The sequence below is a fragment of the Mycobacterium sp. IS-1742 genome (genome assembly GCF_001500125.1).
Classification (GTDB): domain Bacteria; phylum Actinomycetota; class Actinomycetes; order Mycobacteriales; family Mycobacteriaceae; genus Mycobacterium.
In genome coordinates, this window is the sequence record NZ_LQIV01000005.1 from 71,264 (window position 1) to 91,956 (window position 20,693).

General features: G+C 68.1%; 19 protein-coding genes. 11 read left to right on the forward strand and 8 right to left on the reverse strand.

Features of this window, described 5'->3' with window-relative positions; translation table 11 throughout:
* The first annotated feature begins 28 nt into the window (after positions 1–28).
* The 4 genes from AU196_RS04635 to dnaB all read left to right on the forward strand — a co-directional run bounded on the left by AU196_RS04635 (position 29) and on the right by dnaB (position 4,380).
* Positions 29–547, forward strand: a complete 519-nt coding sequence (locus tag AU196_RS04635) for a single-stranded DNA-binding protein (protein ID WP_059093921.1) — start codon at positions 29–31, stop codon at positions 545–547.
* A 48-nt stretch (positions 548–595) separates the two neighbouring features.
* A complete protein-coding gene (rpsR, locus tag AU196_RS04640; RefSeq protein ID WP_011562738.1) occupies positions 596–850 on the forward strand; it encodes a 30S ribosomal protein S18 in 255 nt (84 codons plus the stop codon).
* A 29-nt stretch (positions 851–879) separates the two neighbouring features.
* On the forward strand, positions 880–1,338 hold the full coding sequence (gene rplI, locus AU196_RS04645; RefSeq protein WP_059093922.1) for a 50S ribosomal protein L9: 459 nt from the start codon (positions 880–882) through the stop codon (positions 1,336–1,338).
* Positions 1,339–1,788: 450 nt separating this feature from the next.
* The gene (dnaB, locus tag AU196_RS04650; protein ID WP_059093923.1) at positions 1,789–4,380 is read left to right on the forward strand and encodes a replicative DNA helicase; all 2,592 of its coding nucleotides are present in this window, start codon (positions 1,789–1,791) and stop codon (positions 4,378–4,380) included.
* A gap of 320 nt (positions 4,381–4,700) precedes the next feature.
* Here dnaB and AU196_RS04655 read toward each other — a convergent pair whose 3' ends face one another.
* A complete protein-coding gene (locus AU196_RS04655) occupies positions 4,701–6,218 on the reverse strand; it encodes an HNH endonuclease signature motif containing protein (protein WP_059093924.1) in 1,518 nt (505 codons plus the stop codon).
* Between the two features lie 388 nt (positions 6,219–6,606).
* On the opposite strand from AU196_RS04655, the gene AU196_RS04660 reads away from it, so the two are divergent.
* The 3 genes from AU196_RS04660 to AU196_RS04670 all read left to right on the forward strand — a co-directional run bounded on the left by AU196_RS04660 (position 6,607) and on the right by AU196_RS04670 (position 8,274).
* On the forward strand, positions 6,607–6,954 hold the full coding sequence (locus tag AU196_RS04660; RefSeq protein WP_059093925.1) for a hypothetical protein: 348 nt from the start codon (positions 6,607–6,609) through the stop codon (positions 6,952–6,954).
* A complete protein-coding gene (locus AU196_RS04665) occupies positions 6,951–7,844 on the forward strand; it encodes a hypothetical protein (protein ID WP_059093926.1) in 894 nt (297 codons plus the stop codon). Before AU196_RS04660 ends, AU196_RS04665 begins: the two co-directional genes overlap by 4 nt.
* Before the next feature lie 100 nt (positions 7,845–7,944).
* A complete protein-coding gene (locus AU196_RS04670; protein ID WP_059093927.1) occupies positions 7,945–8,274 on the forward strand; it encodes a phosphatase domain-containing protein in 330 nt (109 codons plus the stop codon).
* A 21-nt stretch (positions 8,275–8,295) separates the two neighbouring features.
* Here the strand turns inward: AU196_RS04670 and surE are convergent, their stop codons facing one another.
* The 3 genes from surE to AU196_RS04685 all read right to left on the reverse strand — a co-directional run bounded on the left by surE (position 8,296) and on the right by AU196_RS04685 (position 10,977).
* Entirely contained in the window at positions 8,296–9,081 is a 786-nt protein-coding gene (gene surE / locus AU196_RS04675) for a 5'/3'-nucleotidase SurE (RefSeq protein WP_059093928.1), read from the reverse strand.
* Positions 9,082–9,103: 22 nt separating this feature from the next.
* Positions 9,104–10,066 (reverse strand): 1-phosphofructokinase family hexose kinase, encoded by a 963-nt coding sequence (locus AU196_RS04680; protein ID WP_059093929.1) that lies wholly within the window; start codon positions 10,064–10,066, stop codon positions 9,104–9,106.
* 116 nt (positions 10,067–10,182) lie between these two features.
* Entirely contained in the window at positions 10,183–10,977 is a 795-nt protein-coding gene (locus AU196_RS04685) for an SDR family oxidoreductase (protein ID WP_059093930.1), read from the reverse strand.
* 99 nt (positions 10,978–11,076) lie between these two features.
* Here AU196_RS04685 and AU196_RS04690 point away from each other — a divergent pair, with 99 nt between their 5' ends.
* Positions 11,077–11,691, forward strand: coding sequence for a TetR/AcrR family transcriptional regulator (locus AU196_RS04690; protein ID WP_059093995.1), 615 nt, complete (start codon positions 11,077–11,079; stop codon positions 11,689–11,691).
* Between the two features lie 21 nt (positions 11,692–11,712).
* Here AU196_RS04690 and AU196_RS04695 read toward each other — a convergent pair whose 3' ends face one another.
* The gene (locus AU196_RS04695) at positions 11,713–12,849 is read right to left on the reverse strand and encodes an AI-2E family transporter (protein WP_059093931.1); all 1,137 of its coding nucleotides are present in this window, start codon (positions 12,847–12,849) and stop codon (positions 11,713–11,715) included.
* A 416-nt stretch (positions 12,850–13,265) separates the two neighbouring features.
* Between AU196_RS04695 and AU196_RS04700 the strand changes: the two genes are divergently transcribed.
* On the forward strand, positions 13,266–13,916 hold the full coding sequence (locus AU196_RS04700; RefSeq protein WP_059093932.1) for a hypothetical protein: 651 nt from the start codon (positions 13,266–13,268) through the stop codon (positions 13,914–13,916).
* 109 nt (positions 13,917–14,025) lie between these two features.
* Positions 14,026–15,075 (forward strand): VldE C-terminal domain-containing protein, encoded by a 1,050-nt coding sequence (locus AU196_RS04705; protein WP_059093996.1) that lies wholly within the window; start codon positions 14,026–14,028, stop codon positions 15,073–15,075.
* A 5-nt stretch (positions 15,076–15,080) separates the two neighbouring features.
* On the opposite strand, the gene AU196_RS04710 is transcribed toward AU196_RS04705, so the two are convergent.
* From AU196_RS04710 to AU196_RS04720, 3 genes are all read right to left on the reverse strand, one after another.
* Positions 15,081–15,848 (reverse strand): DUF1906 domain-containing protein, encoded by a 768-nt coding sequence (locus tag AU196_RS04710; protein WP_059093933.1) that lies wholly within the window; start codon positions 15,846–15,848, stop codon positions 15,081–15,083.
* A gap of 71 nt (positions 15,849–15,919) precedes the next feature.
* Positions 15,920–18,058 carry a DNA gyrase subunit A gene (locus AU196_RS04715; protein ID WP_059093934.1) on the reverse strand — a complete coding sequence of 713 codons (2,139 nt, stop codon included), beginning with the start codon at positions 18,056–18,058 and terminating at the stop codon, positions 15,920–15,922.
* 9 nt (positions 18,059–18,067) lie between these two features.
* Positions 18,068–20,101 carry a toprim domain-containing protein gene (locus tag AU196_RS04720; RefSeq protein WP_059093935.1) on the reverse strand — a complete coding sequence of 678 codons (2,034 nt, stop codon included), beginning with the start codon at positions 20,099–20,101 and terminating at the stop codon, positions 18,068–18,070.
* A gap of 148 nt (positions 20,102–20,249) precedes the next feature.
* Between AU196_RS04720 and AU196_RS04725 the strand changes: the two genes are divergently transcribed.
* Entirely contained in the window at positions 20,250–20,687 is a 438-nt protein-coding gene (locus AU196_RS04725) for a hypothetical protein (protein ID WP_059093936.1), read from the forward strand.
* Positions 20,688–20,693: the final 6 nt, after the last annotated feature.

Genomic DNA, 20,693 nt, shown 5'->3' on the forward strand with positions numbered 1-20,693 from the left:
AACATGCCGTCCATTTCAGGAGGACCCAGTGGCTGGTGACACCACCATCACCGTCGTCGGAAACCTGACCGCCGATCCGGAATTGCGGTTCACGCCGTCCGGTGCGGCCGTCGCCAACTTCACCGTGGCGTCCACGCCGCGGATCTACGACCGCCAGAGCGGTGAGTGGAAGGACGGCGAAGCGCTGTTCTTGCGCTGCAACATCTGGCGCGAGGCCGCCGAGAACGTGGCCGAGAGCCTGACCCGGGGGTCTCGGGTCATCGTGACCGGACGGCTCAAGCAGCGGTCCTTCGAAACCCGTGAGGGTGAGAAGCGCACCGTCATGGAGGTCGAGGTCGACGAGATCGGCCCCTCGCTGCGGTATGCCACGGCCAAGGTCAACAAGGCCAGCCGAGGCGGCGGCGGAGGCGGCGGCTTCGGTGGCGGTGGCGGCGGGGGATCCCGTGGCAGCGGCGGTGGTGGACAGGCGGCTGCGGCCGAGGACCCGTGGGGCAGCGCCCCGGCATCGGGCTCCTTCAGCGGCGCCGACGACGAGCCCCCCTTCTGAGTGGCTCCCGAAGCACTCCCGAAAGAACATTGAGAAAGAGATAGCGATATGGCCAAGTCCAACAAGCGGCGGCCGGCACCGGAGAAGCCGGTCAAGACCCGCAAGTGCGTGTTCTGCTCCAAGAAGGGCCAGGACATCGACTACAAGGACACCGCACTGCTGCGTACCTACATCAGCGAGCGCGGCAAGATCCGTGCCCGCCGGGTGACCGGCAACTGCGTGCAGCATCAGCGCGACATCGCGGTCGCCGTGAAGAACGCCCGTGAGGTGGCCCTGCTGCCGTTCGGTTCGTCGACGCGGTAGACCGCCACCGGAAACGAGAGATCAACGAGATGAAACTGATTCTGACCGCCGACGTGGAACACCTCGGCGAGCCCGGTGACACCGTGGAAGTCAAGGACGGCTACGGCCGTAACTACCTGCTGCCGCGCGGGCTGGCGATCGTCGCCAGCCGGGGCGCCCAGCGCCAGGCCGACGACATTCGTCGCGCCCGGGAGCTCAAGACCGTCCGCGGTCTCGAGCACGCCAACGAGATCAAGACCGCCCTCGAGGCGCTCGACACCGTCGAGCTCGCGGTGAACGCGTCGGCCGACACCGGCAAGCTGTTCGGTTCGGTCACGTCCACCGATGTGGTTGCCGCGATCAAGAAGGCCGGCGGGCCGAACCTCGACAAGCGGACGGTCCAGCTGCCGAAGGCGCACATCAAGAGCCTCGGCACGCACGCCGTTTCGGTGCGGCTGCACCCGGGTGTGGAAGCCTCGGTGTCGCTGAACGTCGTCGCCGAAAGCTGACACCAGCGTCAAATACGCCCGGGTGGGAACTGATCTTGTTCCCACCCGGGCGTTGCTGTGTCTTCTGGCGAACTTCTTCGGCCGAAGTTTGCGTAGCGAACGTTATCTGGTGTTAACCTGCCCGGCGCTGCCGCGCTACTCAACACGCCCGACTCGTCAACCCGCCACGACACGCCGGGGAAGTTTCTATCCACAACGAATTACTGGCGCTGTGATGCGCTTATCTGCAGTGATATCCACATAACGAACCTTCATCCACAGGTTCTCCCCAACGCCTCAACATGCGCGGCCTGATCTATCCACACGCGATGCACAGGTTCCTCCACAGGCCTGGTTCCCGGCCGCCCCAGCAACGTCTAACGTTGGCCCTCGCGCGGAGTTGTCGGTGGGGGTCCCTACAGTCGCAACGAGCGGAAAGCGAACTGACGTTCGACAGATTGAGGGGGTCTCGTGGCTGTCGTGGACGACCGTGGTCATCCGGACATGGACGCTCCTCCGCCCAGTGAGGATTTCGGCCGTCAACCTCCGCATGACGCCGCGGCCGAGCAGGCCGTTCTCGGCGGCATGCTGCTCAGCAAGGACGCGATCGCCGACGTGCTCGAACGGCTGCGTCCCGGCGATTTCTACCGGCCGGCACACCAGAACGTGTACGACGCCGTTCTCGACCTGTACGGGCGCGGTGAGCCCGCCGACGCGGTGACGGTGGCCGCCGAGTTGGACCGGCGTGGGCTGCTGCGGCGGATCGGCGGGGCGCCGTATCTGCACACGCTGATTTCCACGGTGCCGACGGCGGCCAACGCCGGGTTCTACGCGGGCATCGTGGCCGAGAAGGCGCTGCTGCGCCGGTTGGTGGAGGCGGGTACCCGCGTCGTGCAGTACGGCTATGCGGGCGCCGACGGGGCGGACGTGGCCGATGTGGTCGACCGGGCGCAGGCCGAGGTCTACGACGTGGTGGACCGGCGCTCGTCCGAGGACTTCGCCGTACTGGAGAGCCTGCTGCAGCCCACGATGGACGAGATCGACGCCATCGCCTCCCAGGGCGGGATCTCGCGCGGTGTGCCGACGGGTTTCACCGAACTCGACGAGTTGACCAACGGCCTGCACTCGGGCCAGATGATCGTGATCGCGGCGCGGCCGGGTATGGGGAAGGCGCTCGCGCTCGATACACCGCTGCCGACGCCGGACGGCTGGACCACCATGGGCGAGGTCGCCGTGGGTGACCAGTTGATCGGTGACGACGGCAAGCAGACCCGGGTGGTGGCGGCGACCGACGTGATGGTCGGCCGGCCCTGCTACGAGGTCGAGTTCTCCGACGGCACCGTCATCGTCGCGGACGCCGAACATCAGTGGCTCACTGATACGCGGGCGTCGCGGAGGTCCACGCAGGAAGCGGCGATCCGTACGACTGAGGAGATTGCGGCGACGCTGCGCTGCCCGACCGCCGACCGCCGTCTGAACCACTCGGTCACCAACGCGGCGGCGCTCCAAGCGCCCGAGCGCGATCTGCTTGTGCCGCCGTACACGCTGGGTGCTTGGCTCGGTGACGGCACCTCCGCGGCTGCGCAGATCACCTGTGCTGATCCAGAGATCGTGATGCGCATCGAGGGAGAGGGCATCGAGGCACACCGGTCGGCCAGCGCTCTATACCGGTATCAGCTGCGATTGCCCGAGCCTGCAGCCATTGCGCCCCGAGAGTGCGAGGTGTGTGGCGCAAAGTTCGTTCCCCAGACCAGCCAGGTGCGCACGTGCGGACGGTCGTGTGGCGGGCGGGCGCGATTCGTGTCCGCGCCGGTGCCGCCACCCTCCTGTGAGCGGTGCGGGGGACGATCCTGCGGACTGCGCCTATGCCAGCGCTGCCACAGCGAAGTAGGGACGCTGCAGGGTCGGCTCCGCACGATCGAAGTGCTGGGCGACAAGCACATCCCCATGGACTATCTGCGAGCGTCGGAGTCGCAGCGGCGGGCCTTGCTCGCGGGACTGCTCGACACCGACGGAACGGTCACCGTTGGCGGCGGGATCCAATTCAGTGTCACGAACAAGCGACTCGCGTCGGACGTCGCGGAGTTGGTGGTGAGCCTGGGTTACCGGTGCCAGACCTCGACCAAGGTCGTGAAAGGCCGCTGGGAGAGTACATCGGTCGCGTACACCCTCAACTTCTCCACGGACGACGAAGTCTTCGGGCTCAGTCGAAAGGCATTGCTGCACAAGGAACGGCGCGGCGCCACGAGCACCGCCCGTTCCGGGTCGCGCTTCATCGTCGACGTGCGGCCGGTACCCAGCGTTCCCGTGCGGTGCGTCGAGGTCGACAACACCAGCCATATGTACCTGGCGAGTCGGTCGATGGTGCCGACGCACAACTCCACACTGGGACTGGATTTCATGCGGTCCTGCTCGATCAAGAATCAGCTCCCGAGCGTCATCTTCTCCCTGGAGATGAGCAAGTCCGAGATCGTCATGCGATTGCTGTCGGCCGAGGCGAAGATCAAGCTGGCCGACATGCGCTCGGGCCGGATGAGCGATGACGACTGGACGCGGTTGGCGCGGCGGATGAGTGAGATCAGCGAGGCTCCGCTCTACATCGACGACTCGCCGAACCTGACGATGATGGAGATCCGGGCGAAGGCGCGCCGGCTCCACCAGAAGGCCGGACTGCGGCTCATCGTCATCGACTACCTGCAGCTGATGACGTCGGGCAAGAAGGTCGAGTCACGCCAGCAGGAAGTGTCGGAGTTCTCCCGAAACATGAAGCTGCTGGCCAAGGAACTCGAGGTCCCCGTGATCGCCATGAGCCAGCTGAACCGTGGTCCCGAGCAGCGGACGGACAAGAAGCCGATGCTCTCGGACCTTCGCGAGTCAGGCGCGATCGAGCAGGACGCCGACATGGTGATCCTGTTGCACCGGCCCGATGCGTTCGAGCGTGACGATCCGCGCGGCGGCGAGGCCGACCTCATCGTGGCCAAGCACCGTAACGGCCCGACGAAGACGATCACCGTTGCACACCAACTGCATCTGTCGCGCTTCGCGAACATGGCCCACGCGTAGGGGCTTCGTGGGCTGGATCGCCGAACCCGCCTGTCCTGTCCTTCTTTTGAACAGCCGGGCCGGCGACCGTCGGACGCGGCGGGTGTCAGCGCCGCGTCCCTGTCATAGCCGCTAAGCGATGTTGTTGGTGTACGGCGGCAGCCAACCGGGTTCGTCGGGCAAGACCCTATTTGGCGCTACGACGCAGGACTCCTGAGCCCGGGTGGTCCGGGGGACCGGGTAGCCGCCGGTACAGGTGAAGCTGCCGTTCCCGAGGTCCTGGGCGCAGCAGGCTTCCCACCCGCCGCGATGCCGTGGGGTGCGGGTGTGATGTGTGGCGGTCAGGCCGCCTGAGCTTCCGGTGGTGCGGGGCCGCCCGGCTCACCAGGACTGTCGGCGGACCGGGTGGGCGAGTCCGGCTCCACTGGGTCGGGCTCGTCGGCGTCGTCAGCGGGCTCGGCGGGGTCGTCGGGCGCGTCGGGGTCGTCGGGTGGGGCGAGGAGGCGTTCGGGTCGGTGGTAGTGGTTGATCCGGGTTTGGCCGGTGTCCAGCGGTGGGGGTGGGATCCATTCGACGTCGTGTTGGTCTGTCATGCGGGTGGTCCAGCCGTTGTCTTTGTCGACAACGCGGTTGTCGGGTCCGCAGGCCAGCCCGAGTTCGTCGATATTGGTGTTGGCGCCATCGGCCCAGTCGGAATCGACATGGTGAACCTGGCAGCCGTAGGCGCCGACAGTGCAGCCGGGTTTGGTGCAGCCACCATCTCGGGCGGTCAGCATGATGCGTTGCGCCGGGGACGCGGTGCGTTTGGTGCGGAACAGATCTAGCGCCGATCCGGTCGCGCGGTCGAACACCGCGAGGTAGTGGTTGGCGTGGCCGGCCATCCTGATCACGTCCTTGATCGGGATCATGGTGCCGCCCCCGGTGGTGCCGACCCCGGCGCGCGATTCGAGGTCCTGCAGGGTGGTGCGGATGATGACCGAGACCGGCAGCCCGTTCAACTGACCGAGCTCTCCGCTCATCACCGCGATGCGCCCGATCGCCACCATCGCATCGTGTTGCCGCTGGGCCAGGGTGCGGTGGTCGTTGTCGATCTGGGCTTGGGTGGGCGTGCCCGAGGTGCAGGGTTCGGGATCGTCGGGATTGCACATCCCCGGTGCGGCGTACTTGGCGAAGATGACCTCCCACACCGCCCACGCTTCCGGCGTCAGGTGGCCGGACAGGTCGACCATCCCGTCGTCGCGCTGTTTGTGCTTGGTGACCCCGCGTTTGCGGGCACATTCGGTGTCATCGGGTTCGGGACCGTCCTGGTCGAGCAGAAACAGGATCAGCTCGGCGGCGTCTTTGAGTTCCTTGGGACCCACACCCACGGCGGTGCGCACCAGGGTGACCTCGCACTGCTCACGGGTGGCGGGGTCGACGAATCCGGGCAGCTTGTCGACGGCTTTGCGGATGACCTCCACGTGCTCCCCGGTGATCAACCCGTGCGCCTGCGCGATCGCGGTGGCGGCCAACTTCGGCGGTAGCGAGGGGCCGGTCACCGCCGGGCGTGGCGCCAAAAGGGCGGCCTCGGTGAGGCGCCGGTGGGCCTCGCCGGTCGATATCCGCCAGCGGATTGTGAGGACCTCTTTCCACGATTTGGCGCCCAGCTGCTGCGGTGTCGCCTCGACCTGCAGGCGGGCCAGCAGCCGGTGGCGCAGCGCGGGCAGCTGACACCCCAGCCCCTCGAGTTCATCCAGCGCCGCCAGGAGATCGTGGTGGCCGAGTAGGTCGACATCGCAGGCGGCCACCGCGTCGCAGGCGGCGCGCAGCGCCGTCACCGCATCCTGGAGACCGCCAACCGACATAGATCGAACATACATTCGACCACCGACAAAACCCGTCGCCCGCATCGAGTCGGCTTGGATGGCGGGCCGGTGCCGGTCCTGTAGCGGCCGCCACCAGGTCGTGAGCGGCGTCCTCCAGTGCGGGTCGTAGCAGTGTTCGGGCATGGGCTCTACCCGCTGCATAACGCTGCGTACCACCACGCCGACGCCAACCGTCGCGACGCAGCGACGGCTTTCGGAGACGTTGGGACGAGCAGGAACCCGATTGGTCGCGGGACTACGGGAACAACACCCAATCCATGGCCCCCTTCGCAGGCTGGTGGCGGGTAACTCGTGCGGCAGACCGAATTGTCGGTGGGCATCAGTAAAATGTTCGCCTGCTTGAGGTCCGGGTTCCGGGGGGAATTCCGGGGGAGGGGGATGAATGGCAGTCCGAGAGTTCCGGGATGACAACGGTGACCGTGACGATGACTTCCTGGCCTGGCTCGCCGCCAACCCCGGCGGCTATGTGATCAACATCCTGCGCAGCTACAGCGTCAGCGGGGCCCGTCTTCACCGTGCCAGCTGCCGGACGATCAATGGTCAGAACCCCGGTGGGGGCAAGTGGATCGGACAGTACGCGAAAGTATGCGCGCCCGATCCGGCCGAGATCGACCAGTGGGCGGTCGACAGGCTCGGCGAGCCGATCGTGCGATGCGGAATCTGCCACCCGAAAGAGCTGACTCACAATGCGTTTCGGCAAGCCACAGCGCGAGCACGGAGATCGCCGTGACGCACGAGGGGCAATTCCTGCTCCACGGACCGGAACCGGACAGCGCCGTAGTCGTGGCCTGGACCGATGATTACATCCGATTCGAGCGCCGGCCACCGTGGCAAGAGCGTCTGCGACATGAGATCCGTGATCGTTGCCGGCAGCTCGAACCGTCGGCGGAGCAAGTGTTGCACGCCACGTTCGGCGGCGCGAAACTCCCGAATGCCGACGTCGAGAATCTCGTGCTCTACAACATCGGCACGTTCAAGGTCGCCGGCCGCAACGGGATCCGCTTCGAACTCGCGGACACACTGCCGGCGGCTCCAGATGGCGCCGACTATCGATTCCACTACCGCTACGCGCTCGCGCCCCGTTCTGAACCCTTCTCACATTGGAGCAAAGGCCGAGCACTCGGCTCCTTCGACTGGACTGATCTGGGTGTGTTCAAGTCCGAAAAGCAATTGGCGCAAGTCTGGCTGGCGCTGTGGCGCGGCGACTGTCAGGTGTTCTCCCCGGTGATCGGGCCCGACACACCATTCGGCGTCCGAATCGAAGTTCGGGCACCACATCGTCGGCAAAGGGTATGGGGTGGATTGGTGAAGGGGATCGTCGACGGGGTGATCTGCGCCTTCCAAACCCACACCGAGAGACCCGTCTCGCCGGAGGTGACAGAGCGACTCGCGAAAGCCCTCGGGGTGCAGCCCGAAGAGATCGAGAAATATCTGCTCGATCGAAGCCGCGGCGTGCTGGGTGATAGGCCCCGGTTGGTCTCTCCGTACCGGTCAGGCGTCAAGTGGGACCCTTCCGACCACTTGTGCGTGGGTGGGGAATTCCTCGCCGCCGAATGTGAAGCGGGCGTGGACCGCTGGGCGATCAAAGGCGAGATATTCGAGCTTTCGCGCAAGGGTTGAGGCCCACGAACGTCAACAAGCCGGGGAGAGGGCAGTAGACAGTCGACCCGCAGTCACCGCCTTCCATGAAGGGTGTGTTCGATGCCCACCCCACCGGGCAGTGGTCGAGTGGCGCGTCGATTTCCACAGCAGCGGACACGATGTCCTGATAGTCACCGGCCACGACGCCTGGGCGCACACGCTGATCGTTCGATGGCTCTCGGAACATCTGGCGGTGTCGCCCGCCGGCATCCATACGCGCCGGCACATGGACGTCCGACCCAACATGGACGTCAAACGAGAGATTCACGACGGCCTGGCGTTCAAGTACGACATCCGTGCGGCCATCGACGACGATCCGGAGATCGCGGGGCTGTGGCAGGAATTGGGCATACCCGTCGCGCTGGTCCTCGACTGGGGAGAGATACTCCCGCTCGGGGCCGGCACGTAGAAGTGCACGCCGCAGCAGTCACTACCCGGACTCGCGACCGGGCCGCCCCGCCAACCACTTTCGCACGAGTTCGCCCTCGTCCGCCTCGACCGAGCGCAGCTCCGTCAGTGTGGGGTGCCCGGCGTCGAGCAGCGCGCTGTCGGTGTCCTCCTCGGGCTCGTCGGACACCTCGACCTCGCCCAGACGCACGCCCCCATCGCGCACCTCCTCGACGCGCGTCTGCACCGCCCCGCTCCGGGCCAGCCGCGCGTGGCGAAGCGGACCCACATCCGCCGCGGGCCGATCGGGGACGTTGAGGGACAGCACGGTGCCGTCGGGTGCATCGAACAGCAGCTCCAGCACCGGCGCCAGCAGGCCGGCGGCCGTTCTCCAGTGCCGTTCGCCGGTCGGGTGCAGCGCGACGTCCAGCGACACCGCCAGCGCGCGGGTGTCGCTGATCTTGGCCGTGAGTGCGGCACCGACGGTGCCGGAGTGCAGGACGGCGCGACCGACGTTGGCGCCGTGGTTGATTCCGGACAGCACGACGTCCGGACGCGGATCGAACCAACCGTTGAGCGCGGCAGCGACGATGTGACCCGGCTGCGCCTGAACCGCCCACGCCTGGACGTCGAGGCCGGGCAGATCGCGCTGCTCGACGACCGTGTGACCGTCCTCGCGGACTGCGCTCAGCGCCGCGCTCGCGCCGCTTGCCTGCTCGGCCGGGGCGGCCACGATCACGTCCAATCCCGCCTCCAGCGCCGCCATCACCAGCGTGTGGAGCCCGGGGGAGTCGATCCCGTCGTCGTTGGTCACCAGTGCGAGTGGCACGCGTCCACCTCCTCTGCCGGCACTACTTCCATGGGTGCAGCTCCACCCGCTCGGCGAGCGTCTCGACCGCCCGTGCGCCACCGGTGCCCAGCCCGTGTCGCACGACGTTGAGCGCCCCGCAGGCCGCGCCGATCTGCAGCGCTCTGCGCAGCGGTCGACCGTTCGCCAGCGCGGACACGATGCCTGCGGTCATGGAGTCTCCGGCGCCCGCCGAATCGGCCGGCTCCAGCGCAGGCATGCAGATTTCGACGACCTCATCGTCGTCGAGCAGGGCCAGCGCAGGCTCGGATCCGGACCGGGACACCACGATCGTGCCCGCACCCTCATCGCGTATCGACCGCATCGCCTTGACCAGGTCTTCCGCGTCCTCCGACTTCGCCCGGCCGTCGTCGAGGAGCTCCTCGTGGCTGACCTTGATCAGGTCCGGCTTGCCGGCGAGCACGGCTTCGAGCCGCTCGCCGGAGAGGTCGGCGGCCACCTTGCAGCCGTTGGCACCCAGGTCGGTGGACAGCCGCCGGTAGAGATCGGCAGGCACCACGTCGTCTTCCTGCGGCCCAGACAGCAGGACCCGGCCGTGGGTCAGGCCCTCGGTGAGCGTGAGTTCGTAGAGGGAGTCGAGTTCGTGGCGGTCCAGCGGGCTGCCGTCGGCCTCGGCGATGACCTCACGGCTGCCCGAGCGGCGGTCGTGCACGTACGAGCCGTTGCGTGCGCTGACCGGCACGGCCCGCACGGTGACGTCGCGCATGGGCAGCAGGTGCCCGAGGACGTCACCCGTCTCCCCGCCGAGCGCCGAGCACAGCACCACCGGCACGCCGAGGGACGACATCATGCGGGACTGCCAGACACCCTGGCCCCCGGCGTGGACGTGGATGTCGGCCTTCCCCGAACGGTCCTCGACCGTCACGGTGAGCACGGGCAGCGGGGCGAAGATGACAACGGAATCGCGGTCACCGGAGTTGTCGTCGCGGGGTTTCTTGTCGGCCATGGGCTGGGGGGTACCCACCCGGAGGGGGGTCCACCCCTGGTCATCGCCCCGCGGTCTGCCGGGCCCGCAAATCGAAGCGGCGCAACGGTGTTGACGTCAGCTGCGAAGAGCAGTCGCTATCTGGCCTGGACCTGGCCGCCGTCGACCACCAGATTGCTGGCGGTGATCCATGCGGCCCGGTCGGAGGCGAGGAAGGCGATCGCCTCGGCGATGTCCGACCCCGTGCCTTTTCGGCCGAGCGGGATCGGGGTGCCACCGGCCTCCGGGCTGTCGGCACCCCCGGCGTCGATGATCGCCTGCCGGATGGCGTCGGCACCCGGTGAGGTGACGTTGCCGGGAGTCAGGGTGTTGACTCGTACGCCGCGCGGCCCGGCCTCTGCGGCCAGCCCTGTGGTGTAGGTGGCCAGGGCCGCTTTGGCGCTGGCGTAGTGCAACATCGGCGACGGTGGACTCAACGTCACCGCGGAGGAGACGTTGATGATCGAACCCTTGCCGCGGGCGTACATAGCGGGGAGCAGCGCGGCGTTGAGTCGAACGGCGGCCAGGAAATTGATCGCGAGGTCTGCGGCCCACTCCGCATCCGGGATGTCGAGTACGCCGCCGAAATGCGGTGTCGACGCGCCGGCGTTGTTGACGACGATGTCGACGTCGCCGAGGATCTCCCGGGATCGCCGGGCCAGGTGATCGACACCGTCGACGGTGGCGACGTCGGCGATGACGTATTCGACCCCCGGGGGCAGCGAGTCCGGCCGGGAGCGACCGGAGGTGACGACGCGCGCGCCCCCTTCGACGAAGCGGGCCACGGTCGCCGCGCCGATGCCCTTGCTGCCGCCGGTGATGACGGCGGTCTTGCCGACGAGGTCGTGGAGGGGTGTCGTGGGTACTTCCGGTGCCACGATGACGGAACTCATGGGATGTCTCCTTCGGGTCGATACGGTTATTGACTGAATGGTACACAATGTCGACCGCACGTTGTGTACCGAAAGGTCACCAATGGGTACGATGGCGGCATGGCACGCCCCCGCAAGTTCGACGAAGCCGCCGTCGTCGAGGCCAGCCGCGATCTGTTCTGGGACCAGGGATACGCCGCGACGAGCATCGACGACCTCAGTGCCGCAACCGGTTTGGGCCGCGGCAGTTTCTACAAGGCGTTCGGCGACAAGCACAGCATGTTTCTGCGCGGCCTCGAGTCCTACTGCACCGACGCGATCAGCGGTATCCGCGCCGAACTCCGCAACCCGGACCTCCCGGCGTACGACCGCCTGGTCGCGCATGTGCGCGCTGTCGCCGCCAACGTGGTGTCGGACACCGATCGCCGCGGGTGCCTCCTCGCCAAGAGCGCGGCCGAACTGTCCTCGACCGATCCGCTGGTGGCCAAGCACGTCAAGCGGACACTCGACGTGTGGCTGCGTGAACTGACGGCCACGATCGACGCCGCGCGAGCCGACGGCGACCTCCCGTCGGACATCGACGCCAAGTCGACGGCCAGTCTGCTGTTGGCGGTCCTGCGGGGGATGGAGGCGCTGCGCAAGGGTGGCGCATCTGCGGCGACGGTGAAGGCGGCGGCTGATGAGGCCGTCGCGTTGTTGACGGCCGGCCCCGGCCGTCGTGCCGACGGCACCTGACCCGACCCGCGAGCGAAAGGGTCAGGGTGACGCTTCCGCATCGGACGGTATGCCGTCGGTGGAGGACGTTTCCTCGTCGGCGCGCGCTTCGACCTGCTCGTCGTAGTAGCGCAGGATGACGGCGACGGCCGCCGCCACCGGTACCGCGAGGAACGCTCCGATCACTCCGAAGGTGGACGCGCCCAACGTCACGGCCAGCAGCACGATCACCGCGTGCAGCTTCATGGACTTCGACTGCAACCACGGCTGCAGGACGTTGCCCTCTAGTTGCTGCACCGCCAGGATGATCCCCAACACGATGAGCGCGTTGACCGGCCCGTTGGACACCAACGCGATCAGCACCGCGAGACCGCCGGCGACGAACGCACCGACGATCGGCACGAAGCCACCGATGAAGGTGATGATCGCGAGGGCGTAGGCCAGGGGCACCCCGAGGATCAGCAGACCGATACCGATGAGCACCGCGTCGACGAAGCTCACCAGCGCCTGAGTGCGGATGAATCCGCCGAGCGTCGACCACACCCGCTGGAGGATCTCCGCCACGTGACGGGCGCCCGGGGCGCCCACCGCATGACGCAACCACGGCAGGAAGCGCGGGCCGTCCTTCAGGAAGAAGAAGGTCACCACGATGGTGGTGAACACCGTGACCAACGCCGACGTCGCGGCTCCCACACCGGTGAACACCCCGGCGGCGATCTGGGCGCTACTCGAGTTCAGCCGGTCGGTGATCGCCGCGACCGCGGAATCGAGCTGCGCGTCACTGATGTCCAGCGGCGGGCCGCCGAGCCAGTCCCGCACCTGCACCACACCGGCGGACGCCTGTTCGGCGAGTTCGGTGGACTGCTCGACGATCGCCGGTGCCACCGCCGCCAGGACGCCGGCGATCACGCCGAGCGCCAACAGCAGGGCCGACAACGCCGCCGCCGCAGGGGGCACGCCCTTGTCGCGTAACCAGCGCACAGGTGGCCACAACACCGTGCACAGGACCAGGGCCAGCGCCACCGGCAGCAGGATCACCCACGTCTTCCCCACCACCCACGCCAGGACCCAGAGCGCGGCGGCGACCGCGATGAACTGCACCGCGACGACCGCCGTCGACCGAAGGTGCGAACCGTACACCGAACCGCGGTCGCGGACCGCCGGCTTGTCGTCGCTCATCTCTCTCCTCTACCCACCGCGGTTCGGCGGCCACGCATAAGACAGCGTGTCCAACACCTCAACGTCGACCGCCCTGTGACGCGACTTCCAGAGGTACCGCGAGTTAGGACACCGATTCGAGCGGATCCGCGCAGGAAAAACCAGATGCGGTGTGATCTGCGTCGCACTGCTGCACTCGCCCGGTATCCACCGTCTGCCCGGCGTTTTTTGAGAACCGTTGGCGTTCCACTACAGTCGGCGCCTAACTCACAGGGCGGCGACCCCGACAACGCAATGTAGGCCACATCCCGCAAACAGTGGCGCCAGTTGTCCGGGTGACCATCGGCCGCTGTGCAGCACTCGTTCCCTAGTGGCACGTCCTCCGACCGTGTCGGGATCGGCCGCTGCCCACGACACACGCACACAGAAGAAAGACCATGCCGAAGCCCAACCGATTGACGACGTTCGCAGAGAAGAAGCACGGAAAGACCTTCCTCCTCACTCTTTCCGTCACCGCCGGCGTCGGGGGTGCTGCTCTGTTCGTATCGCCCGACCAGCCAGTGGCAACCACCCCCGAGCCGGTGCTCGCGGCCGCCCCCGCCCCCAAGCCGGTGCTCGCGACCAAGGACTCCGGCCCGCAGGACATCGTCAGGGCCATCGTGAGTCAGGGCCAGGCCGCCGGGCTGACCGCAGAGCAGATCAAGACCATCATCGCCACCGCGAAGATCGAGTCCTCCTTCCGCCCGGCGGCATCCGGCGGGGTGCAGCCCTACGGCGGGCCGGGGACAGCGGCCGATGAGGTCCTCGGCCTGTTCCAGGAGAAGGCGAGCTTCGGCACCGTCGCCGAACGGCAGGACCCCAACCAGGCGATCGCTCGTTTCATCGTCAGGTACAGGGAGGCGTTCACGAAATACGGCATCACCGGCGACACTGTGCAGGCCGCGACGCTCGCGCAGAACCCGCAGCTGCTCAAGCACGGGCGCGGGGTCGGAACCGGCTACTACAACACCGTCGAAGCCGCGATGGGCGAAGCCGGGGCCCTCTACAACCAGGCGGCCGCGCCCCAGGTTCAGTTGGTCGTCCGCTAGGTCTCCAACGAGGAGAAGTGGACATCGTCGGCGTCAGTTCGTAGCCTTGCCCGGGACATCGACAGCCGGGCCGAGTGTGGTCCTCGAGTGAAGGATCGTGACCATCCGCGTGACCGGGGCGCGCCGCTTACTTCGGCGAGCGATGTGCGGTTCGGCATCCGCGATCCTGGTTCTGGCCCTGTCGATGGGGAACGTCGACGCTGATCCGGCGGCTGATGCGCTGGCCCGACTCAACGAGTTGTCCCAGCAGGCGGTGCAGAGTCGCGAGGCCCTCACCGCCGCTCAGCGCGACGCCGACGCCAGGCTGGGTGAGCAGGCAGCGGCCGCCGATCGCCACCGCGCCGACCTGACGGCTCTGGAGACCGCGAACGCCCAGCTCGAGCCCTATCAGGACGCGGTCAACAGGATCGCGGCGATGAACTACATGAGCGGGAGCGACGGTCAGTTCGCGGCCGTGCTGACCGCAGGCTCCCCGCAACAGCTGATCGATCGGCTGTCGGTGCAACGGACGGTCGGGGCCGGCATCGCCGACCAGATGGCGGCCTTCAAGACGGCCCGCGAACGCGCGGCCACCGCCGCCCAGGCGTCCGAGAGATCGGCCGCCGACGCGCGCGCCGCGGCCGAGGCGGCCGCTGCCGTGCGCGCTGAACTGCAGGCCAAACTGAGCGAGCTGCTGCGTCAGATCGCCGCCGCCGAGGCGCAGTACGCGGCGTTGACACCGCAGCAGCAAGCGATCGTCGACAGCGCGCCGCTGCCGATCGCCGCGGTGCCCGGCGTGCCTCCCGGCGACGTGGCGCCGCCGCCCGAGGCACTGCCGGTCGGCGTCGCCTCCGAGGCCGGGTTGCAGCCGAACACCATCGTGGCGGCCAGGGCCGTCAGCCACCAGTTCCCCCAGATCTCCGACATCGACGGGGTGCGGCCGGACTCGAAGCCGTGGCATCCCAGCGGCCTGGCCATCGACATCATGATCCCCGATCCCGAGAGCCCCGAGGGCATCGCGCTCGGGGATCAGATCCTGGCGTTCGCGATGAGCAACGCGGGCCGGTTCGGGCTACAGGACGTGATCTGGCGCGGCACCTATTACACGCCTGCCGGTCCGCAGGCATCGGGTTACGGCCACTACGACCACGTCCACATCACGGTGACGCCCCGCCGCTGACCCGGTCACGGATGCAGGTTCCACTGGCCGCAGTCCTGGGCCAGCACGTCGTTCACGTCGACGCGGATGCCGCCGACCACCGGCCCCGGGTTCGACGCGGTGTCGATGATGCGCTGGTAGAGCACGGCGCCGGGGTAGATCTGGCCGTTGGACCAGGACCGGGTCTGCCAGGCCCACACCTTGCCGGGTGACCGCGACCTCCCGATGACCCCGTCGGCCACAGCCCACTGGCAGGGTCGGATGCCCCCGTATATTCCGGTGCGCATCTCGCCGATCACCGAGTTGATGCCGCGAAACCAGGGGAGCACCAGACGGTTCCACGTCTCGCGATCGACGTCGTCGTCCACGCTGAAGTAGATCGGTGCGCTCTGGCCGCCACCGGCCGCGGAGTGCAGGCGCCATGCGGTCTGCGCGTCGGCGACGCCGCCGGCATATCCGCGGGTGAAGTCCGACGGCGCAGTCCCGCCCGGTTTGCCGTACTGGTAGTTGCTGACGATCGCCAACCCGGCGGCGGTCAGCGATTTCGCGTAGGGCAGGGTGATCGGTTTGGCGCCGAAGGATGAGCCGGGCCGTGACGTCGAGACGTAGTTGATCACCCCGGCGTGGCCCGCGGCCCGGATGTCCTGTGCCGGGATCTGCTTCATGGCGTAGTCGATGAGCGTGGGGGCGGCGGCCGACGCCGCGGGTGGGCGGGCGCCCGCCGCGGCACCGAGCCCGGCCAGGGCCGACGCGCCGAGGGCGTAGCGCAGCGCGTCACGCCGGGATATCGACACGGCGCGATGTTAACAGTGTGACGGCTGTGGCCAGGGTAACCACTGTGCCGGTGTCGCGACGCTGCGTGCGGCTACCCCGCAGGTGTCACGTCCGCGCCGGAACCCTTGATCGACGCTTTCGCGCGGTTCTCGGCACGAACCGCCCTTTTGCCTCGCACGAACCCCGTCGCCGAGATCGACGCCGCCAGCAGTGCGTCCTCGCCCTTGACGAACGGGTGGAACCCGACGCCGGCGCCACCGCGGCCCTTCACCGGGATGTCGGCGACTTCGGTGACCTTCCAACTCTTCTCGGCGATCGACAGAATGGCCTCACCGTTCTCACACGACACCGGCAGTGCAGCGATGACCTCGTCATCCTCGGCGGCGAGTTTCACCCCCGCCACGCCGTTGCCCGCCGCGCCCTGCGGGTTCACCGCCGCGGGATCGATGCGCAGGATCTTGCCGCGCCGGGTCACCAGCGCCAGGTGCGAGCCGGGTGTCAGCACACCGGAGCGCAGCAGCCCGGTGATGTCCGGCGCGACGGGGATGTCGCGGATCTTGTACGGCAGACCGCCGCCGGTGGTGAACTTGACCCGGCCGTCGGTCCACACCGCCCAGCCCAGTCCGGAGGTCAGCAGCTCGCCGTGGCTGTCGGAGAACACGCCGCGGTCGTCGAGGCGCCAGGCGGCGTTGACCTTTCGTTCACGCGGTCCGTCGTCCGCGGCGCCGGACGCCACCGGAGTGGCCTCGAAGTCCAGCACGGTACGCCGGTCGAACTCCGGGCCCTTGAACAGTTTCGCCGTCTCCACCAGCTCCTGGTCGATCACGTTCCGGCGTGCATCCGGATTGGACACCAGCTCGGTGAGTTCGGCGAACTCGGCGTCCAGCTTCTCGGCCTCGGCGCGCAGTTCGATCACGTCGAGTCTGGTCAGGCGACGCAGCTGCAACGCCAGCACGTAGTCCGCTTGAACCGCGTCGATCGCGAACCGGTCCTGCAGACCTGAGCGGGCCTCGTCGACGGTGTCGGAGTTGCGGATGACCGCGACGGCAGCATCGATGTCGAGGTGGATGAGCATCAGGCCCGCCACCAGATGGCGCCGCGCGGTCACCTTCTCCAGCCGATACTCGCTGCGGTGCAGCACCACCGAGTCTCGCAGGGACAGGAAGGCACGGATCAGCTCACGCACCGACCACCAGCGCGGCACCCGGTTCTCGTCGAGGGCCACCAGGCTGGCGGCGAACGTCCCCTCCAACGGTGTCAGGGCCAGCAGTTGCTCGCGGATCTGCTCGGCACTGTGACCGCGTTTGGCGGTGACGACGATCCGCAGCCCGTTACGGCGGTCGGTCAGGTCGGACATGTCGGCCACACCGGGCATCTCCCCGGATTCGACCAGCGCCCGAACCCGTTCCTGCACAGTGTTACTGGCCACCCCGGGCGGCAGCTCGGTGATGACGCAGTTCTTTCCGTCCACCGAGACCGTGCCCCGCACCGTGAACGCCCCCCGGCCGGTGGTGATGTACTCCCGCAAGCCGGTCTCACCGACGACCGTCGCGCCGCAGCCCCAGTCCGGACCGGGGACGAGTTTCATCAGCCTGTCGTCGGTCATGTTCGGGGTCTTCAGTAGCGCCCGGCAGGCGGCCATGATCTCGCGCGGGTTGTGGGCGGGCACTTTGGTGGCCCAGCCTTCGGCGATGCCCACCGCGCCGTTGCAGAGCAGCACCGGCCACCGCGCAGGCAGGACGGTCGGCTCGGTCCACTCGCCGTCGAACGTCGCCACCATGGGCACCGCGTGGTCGTCGAGTTCTGCGGTCAGGGCCGCACCGGGTGCGGACAACCGCATCTCGGTGTAGCGGTCGGCGGCGGGGATGTCGCCCTGGATGCGCGGGAAAGCGCCTTGTCCGTCAATGACTTTCACGCGCTGGAACTCGGCGGCCATCAGCGCCGCGGCACCGTACATCGACGCCCCGCCGTGGGGGTGCAGGTTGCCGGTGACGGCCGAACAGACCTTCGAGGACTTCTGCGGCTTGTTGCCGGGCAGCAGCCGGGAATCGTGCATCTGGTACAGCAGCCGTCGCTGCCCCGGCTTGAGCCCGTCGAACGCCGACGGGATGGCGCGGTCGCTGACGCTGTAGAGCGCGAAGGTCAGCTGATAGTGGTTCCAGTAATCGTCGGCGCTCTGGTCGAGCACCAGGTCCGGATTCTGCTCGGGAACGTCCAGGGTGGCGGTCACAGCGTGCTCCTAGTCCAGGTCCAGCGCCAGGGTGTCGACGCGGGAGGCGACATCGGCCATCCACGTCCGCCGGCCCTCGGGCGGCCCACCGAACAGCGTGTGGTGCAGCTTCGCCTCACCGTCATCGAGCTGCACCCGAATCACGGTGCGCCGCTGCGGATCCAGCACGGTGTTCCAGAAGTCGTCGGCGTCCATCTCGCCCAGACCCTTGTTGCGCTGCACCTCCACCTTGCGCTTGGAGGTGGCCTTCATCTGCGCCACGGCGGCGTCGCGTTCGGACTCGTCCTGGCAGTAGATCCGCTGCTGGCCGTCTTTGACCACGAACAGCGGTGGCAGCGTCACGTAGACCATGCCGGCCTCGATCAGCGGCCGGTAGAAGTCCAGGAACATCGAGATGAGGCTGGAGTTGATGTTGCCGCCGTCTGGATCGGCGTCGGAGGCGAACAGGATCCGGTCGTAGCGGCACGACTCCGGATCGCAACTGTCCCGCACCCCGCAACCCAGGATGCGTTCGATCGCATCGAACTCGTCCTTGACCCGAGCCTTGGTGAGGGTGAAGCCATAGACGTTGGGTGGCTTGCCCTTCAGCGGAAAGGCCGCCTGGAAGGTGGCGTCCCGCGCGGCTTTGATCGTACCCAGCGCGGAGTCACCCTCGCACAGGAACAGCTCGGCACCCGACCCGCGTCCGGTCTCGCGGCTCGGCAGCAGCTTCGGCGGCAGCGACAGGTTCGTACCCAGCCCTTTGGCCTTCGAGGCGGCGCGCGAGCGCGCCTTCGCCCCTTCCGCGCTGCGCCGGGCCCGCGCCGCCTCCAGCGCCAGCTTGGTCCACAGCGACACGGTGTCGCCGTTGGCGGGGTTGGCCGCCCAGATGGTGACGCTGCGCGCGACGTCCGGGGCCATCGCCACATTCAACGACCGCGAGGACACCGCGGTCTTGGCCTGCGAATCCCAGGACACATCCGGGGCGCGGGTGTCGACGACCAGCGCGGTGACCGCGGCGAAATCCTGTGCTTCCGGGCCGTCCTCGCCTTTGGCCAGGCCCAGGTCGCGGATGCGGGACGCACGGTCGGCCAGGGCCTCCGACAGCCCCTTGACCGCCGCGGTCAGGTGCGAGCCGCCGCCGGGGGTGCGCACGGTGTTGCAGAACGCGGCGACGGTTGCCGGTTCGGCGGGGCCCGCGGTCAGGGACCAGCGGAACGGGGTCGGGCCGCGACCGGTGGTGTACTCACCACGGCCCTCCACCACCGCGCGCACACCGGGTACCGGAGTATCGGCAGCGGCGCACATCAGGTCCAGGAGGGTCTCGGTACCCCACGGCCCGCTGAACGCTTCGATCAGCTCGGGCCGGACGTCGTCACCGGGCCAGCCGTCGTCGACCACGACCAGATGCACCCCCGGTGACATCCGCGCCGCGGCGTGCGCCCGCAGCAGCACTTCGTTGATGTCGACGCCGGAATCCGGGACCACGGCCGGGTCGAACAGGATGCGGACCGTGGTGCCGTGGTCATCGGGCCTGCGGTTGGCGGTGCCGCGCAGCTTCTGCGTGTCGGCCCGCGTGAAGGGGGCGTCCGGGTCGAAGTCCTTGCCCTCGAAGACACCGGGGTAGCCGCCGCCGAAGCTCTGCAGATAGGTCTTCCCGGCGCGGCGCACCGTCACGTCGGTGCGTTTGGAGATGAACACCGCTGCGGCGGCGCCGATTCCGTTCAACCCGGCGCCGGTGCTGGCGGCGTCGGCGTGGGCGGAGAACTTGCCGCCGGCGCGCGCGGTGCCCAGCGTCTTGACGATGCCGTTCTTCCCGTTCACCGGATCGGAGTCGACGGGCAGGCCGCGGCCGTCGTCGGCGACGCTGACCGAGCCGTCGGCGTGCAGGGTGATGGTCACGTATGCCCCGCCGTGGCTGGGATCGGCCACCTCCTCGATCGCATTGTCGACGAGTTCGCGCAGCGCGGTGTTGAGCACGTCCAACCCGAGGTTCACCGCGGGCCGCAGGCGCGTGTGCTGGACATCGTCGAGCTCGGTGATGTCGGCCGCGGTGTAGCTCACTGCTCGTCTTCTCCATCGGTGCCGGGTGGGGTGCCGCAGGAATCGTAGACGGCGGGCCCGACGTTTCAGCTGATCCTGGCCGACGGCACTCGGTTCGACCGTGGAGACCGGCGCTAACGCCGTATTGGTGCCGGTCGATAACAGAGGCATGACCCCGTTCCGTGCCGGTTGCGCGCTCACTGTCGCCATCATCGCGACCTGGGCGGCGGCGGGAACCGCTCACGCCGAGGCGTCCGCGCAACTCGCCCGAGTGCCCGTGGTGGCGTCCCCGTCGTGTGCAGGCAGCGTCAGCGGCGAGGCGCAGGTGGCGCCGGTCCAGGTCGACGATCGGGTCGAGGACGGCGTCCGCGTGGCGATCCATTACGACGCCGGTGTCTACGACGGCTCGTGTGCGTTGACGGTGACCGCCGCGTGGGTCAACCTCGACACCGGCGCGTCGGGAAGCGGTGACGTCACCGCGGTGTCGACGATCGACGGGCACTACGGCTTCATCGGCTACGCGAACACCGCCTTCGAAACGGGCAGCGGTTCGGTCCTCGTCACGCTCAGTTCGCATCCGGGTGCCGACATGCGGATCACCGTCTGACCCCGT

Excerpts from the sequence above, each read along its gene's own strand:
- rpsR (WP_011562738.1), top strand. The coding sequence starts at position 596 with ATGGCCAAGTCCAACAAGCGGCGGCCGGCACCGGAGAAGCCGGTCAAG.
- rplI (WP_059093922.1), top strand. The coding sequence starts at position 880 with ATGAAACTGATTCTGACCGCCGACGTGGAACACCTCGGCGAGCCCGGT.
- AU196_RS04655 (WP_059093924.1), bottom strand. The coding sequence starts at position 6,218 with ATGTATGTTCGATCTATGTCGGTTGGCGGTCTCCAGGATGCGGTGACG.
- AU196_RS04660 (WP_059093925.1), top strand. The coding sequence starts at position 6,607 with ATGGCAGTCCGAGAGTTCCGGGATGACAACGGTGACCGTGACGATGAC.
- AU196_RS04680 (WP_059093929.1), bottom strand. The coding sequence starts at position 10,066 with ATGGCCGACAAGAAACCCCGCGACGACAACTCCGGTGACCGCGATTCC.
- AU196_RS04685 (WP_059093930.1), bottom strand. The coding sequence starts at position 10,977 with ATGAGTTCCGTCATCGTGGCACCGGAAGTACCCACGACACCCCTCCAC.
- AU196_RS04690 (WP_059093995.1), top strand. The coding sequence starts at position 11,077 with ATGGCACGCCCCCGCAAGTTCGACGAAGCCGCCGTCGTCGAGGCCAGC.
- AU196_RS04695 (WP_059093931.1), bottom strand. The coding sequence starts at position 12,849 with ATGAGCGACGACAAGCCGGCGGTCCGCGACCGCGGTTCGGTGTACGGT.
- AU196_RS04700 (WP_059093932.1), top strand. The coding sequence starts at position 13,266 with ATGCCGAAGCCCAACCGATTGACGACGTTCGCAGAGAAGAAGCACGGA.
- AU196_RS04725 (WP_059093936.1), top strand. The coding sequence starts at position 20,250 with ATGACCCCGTTCCGTGCCGGTTGCGCGCTCACTGTCGCCATCATCGCG.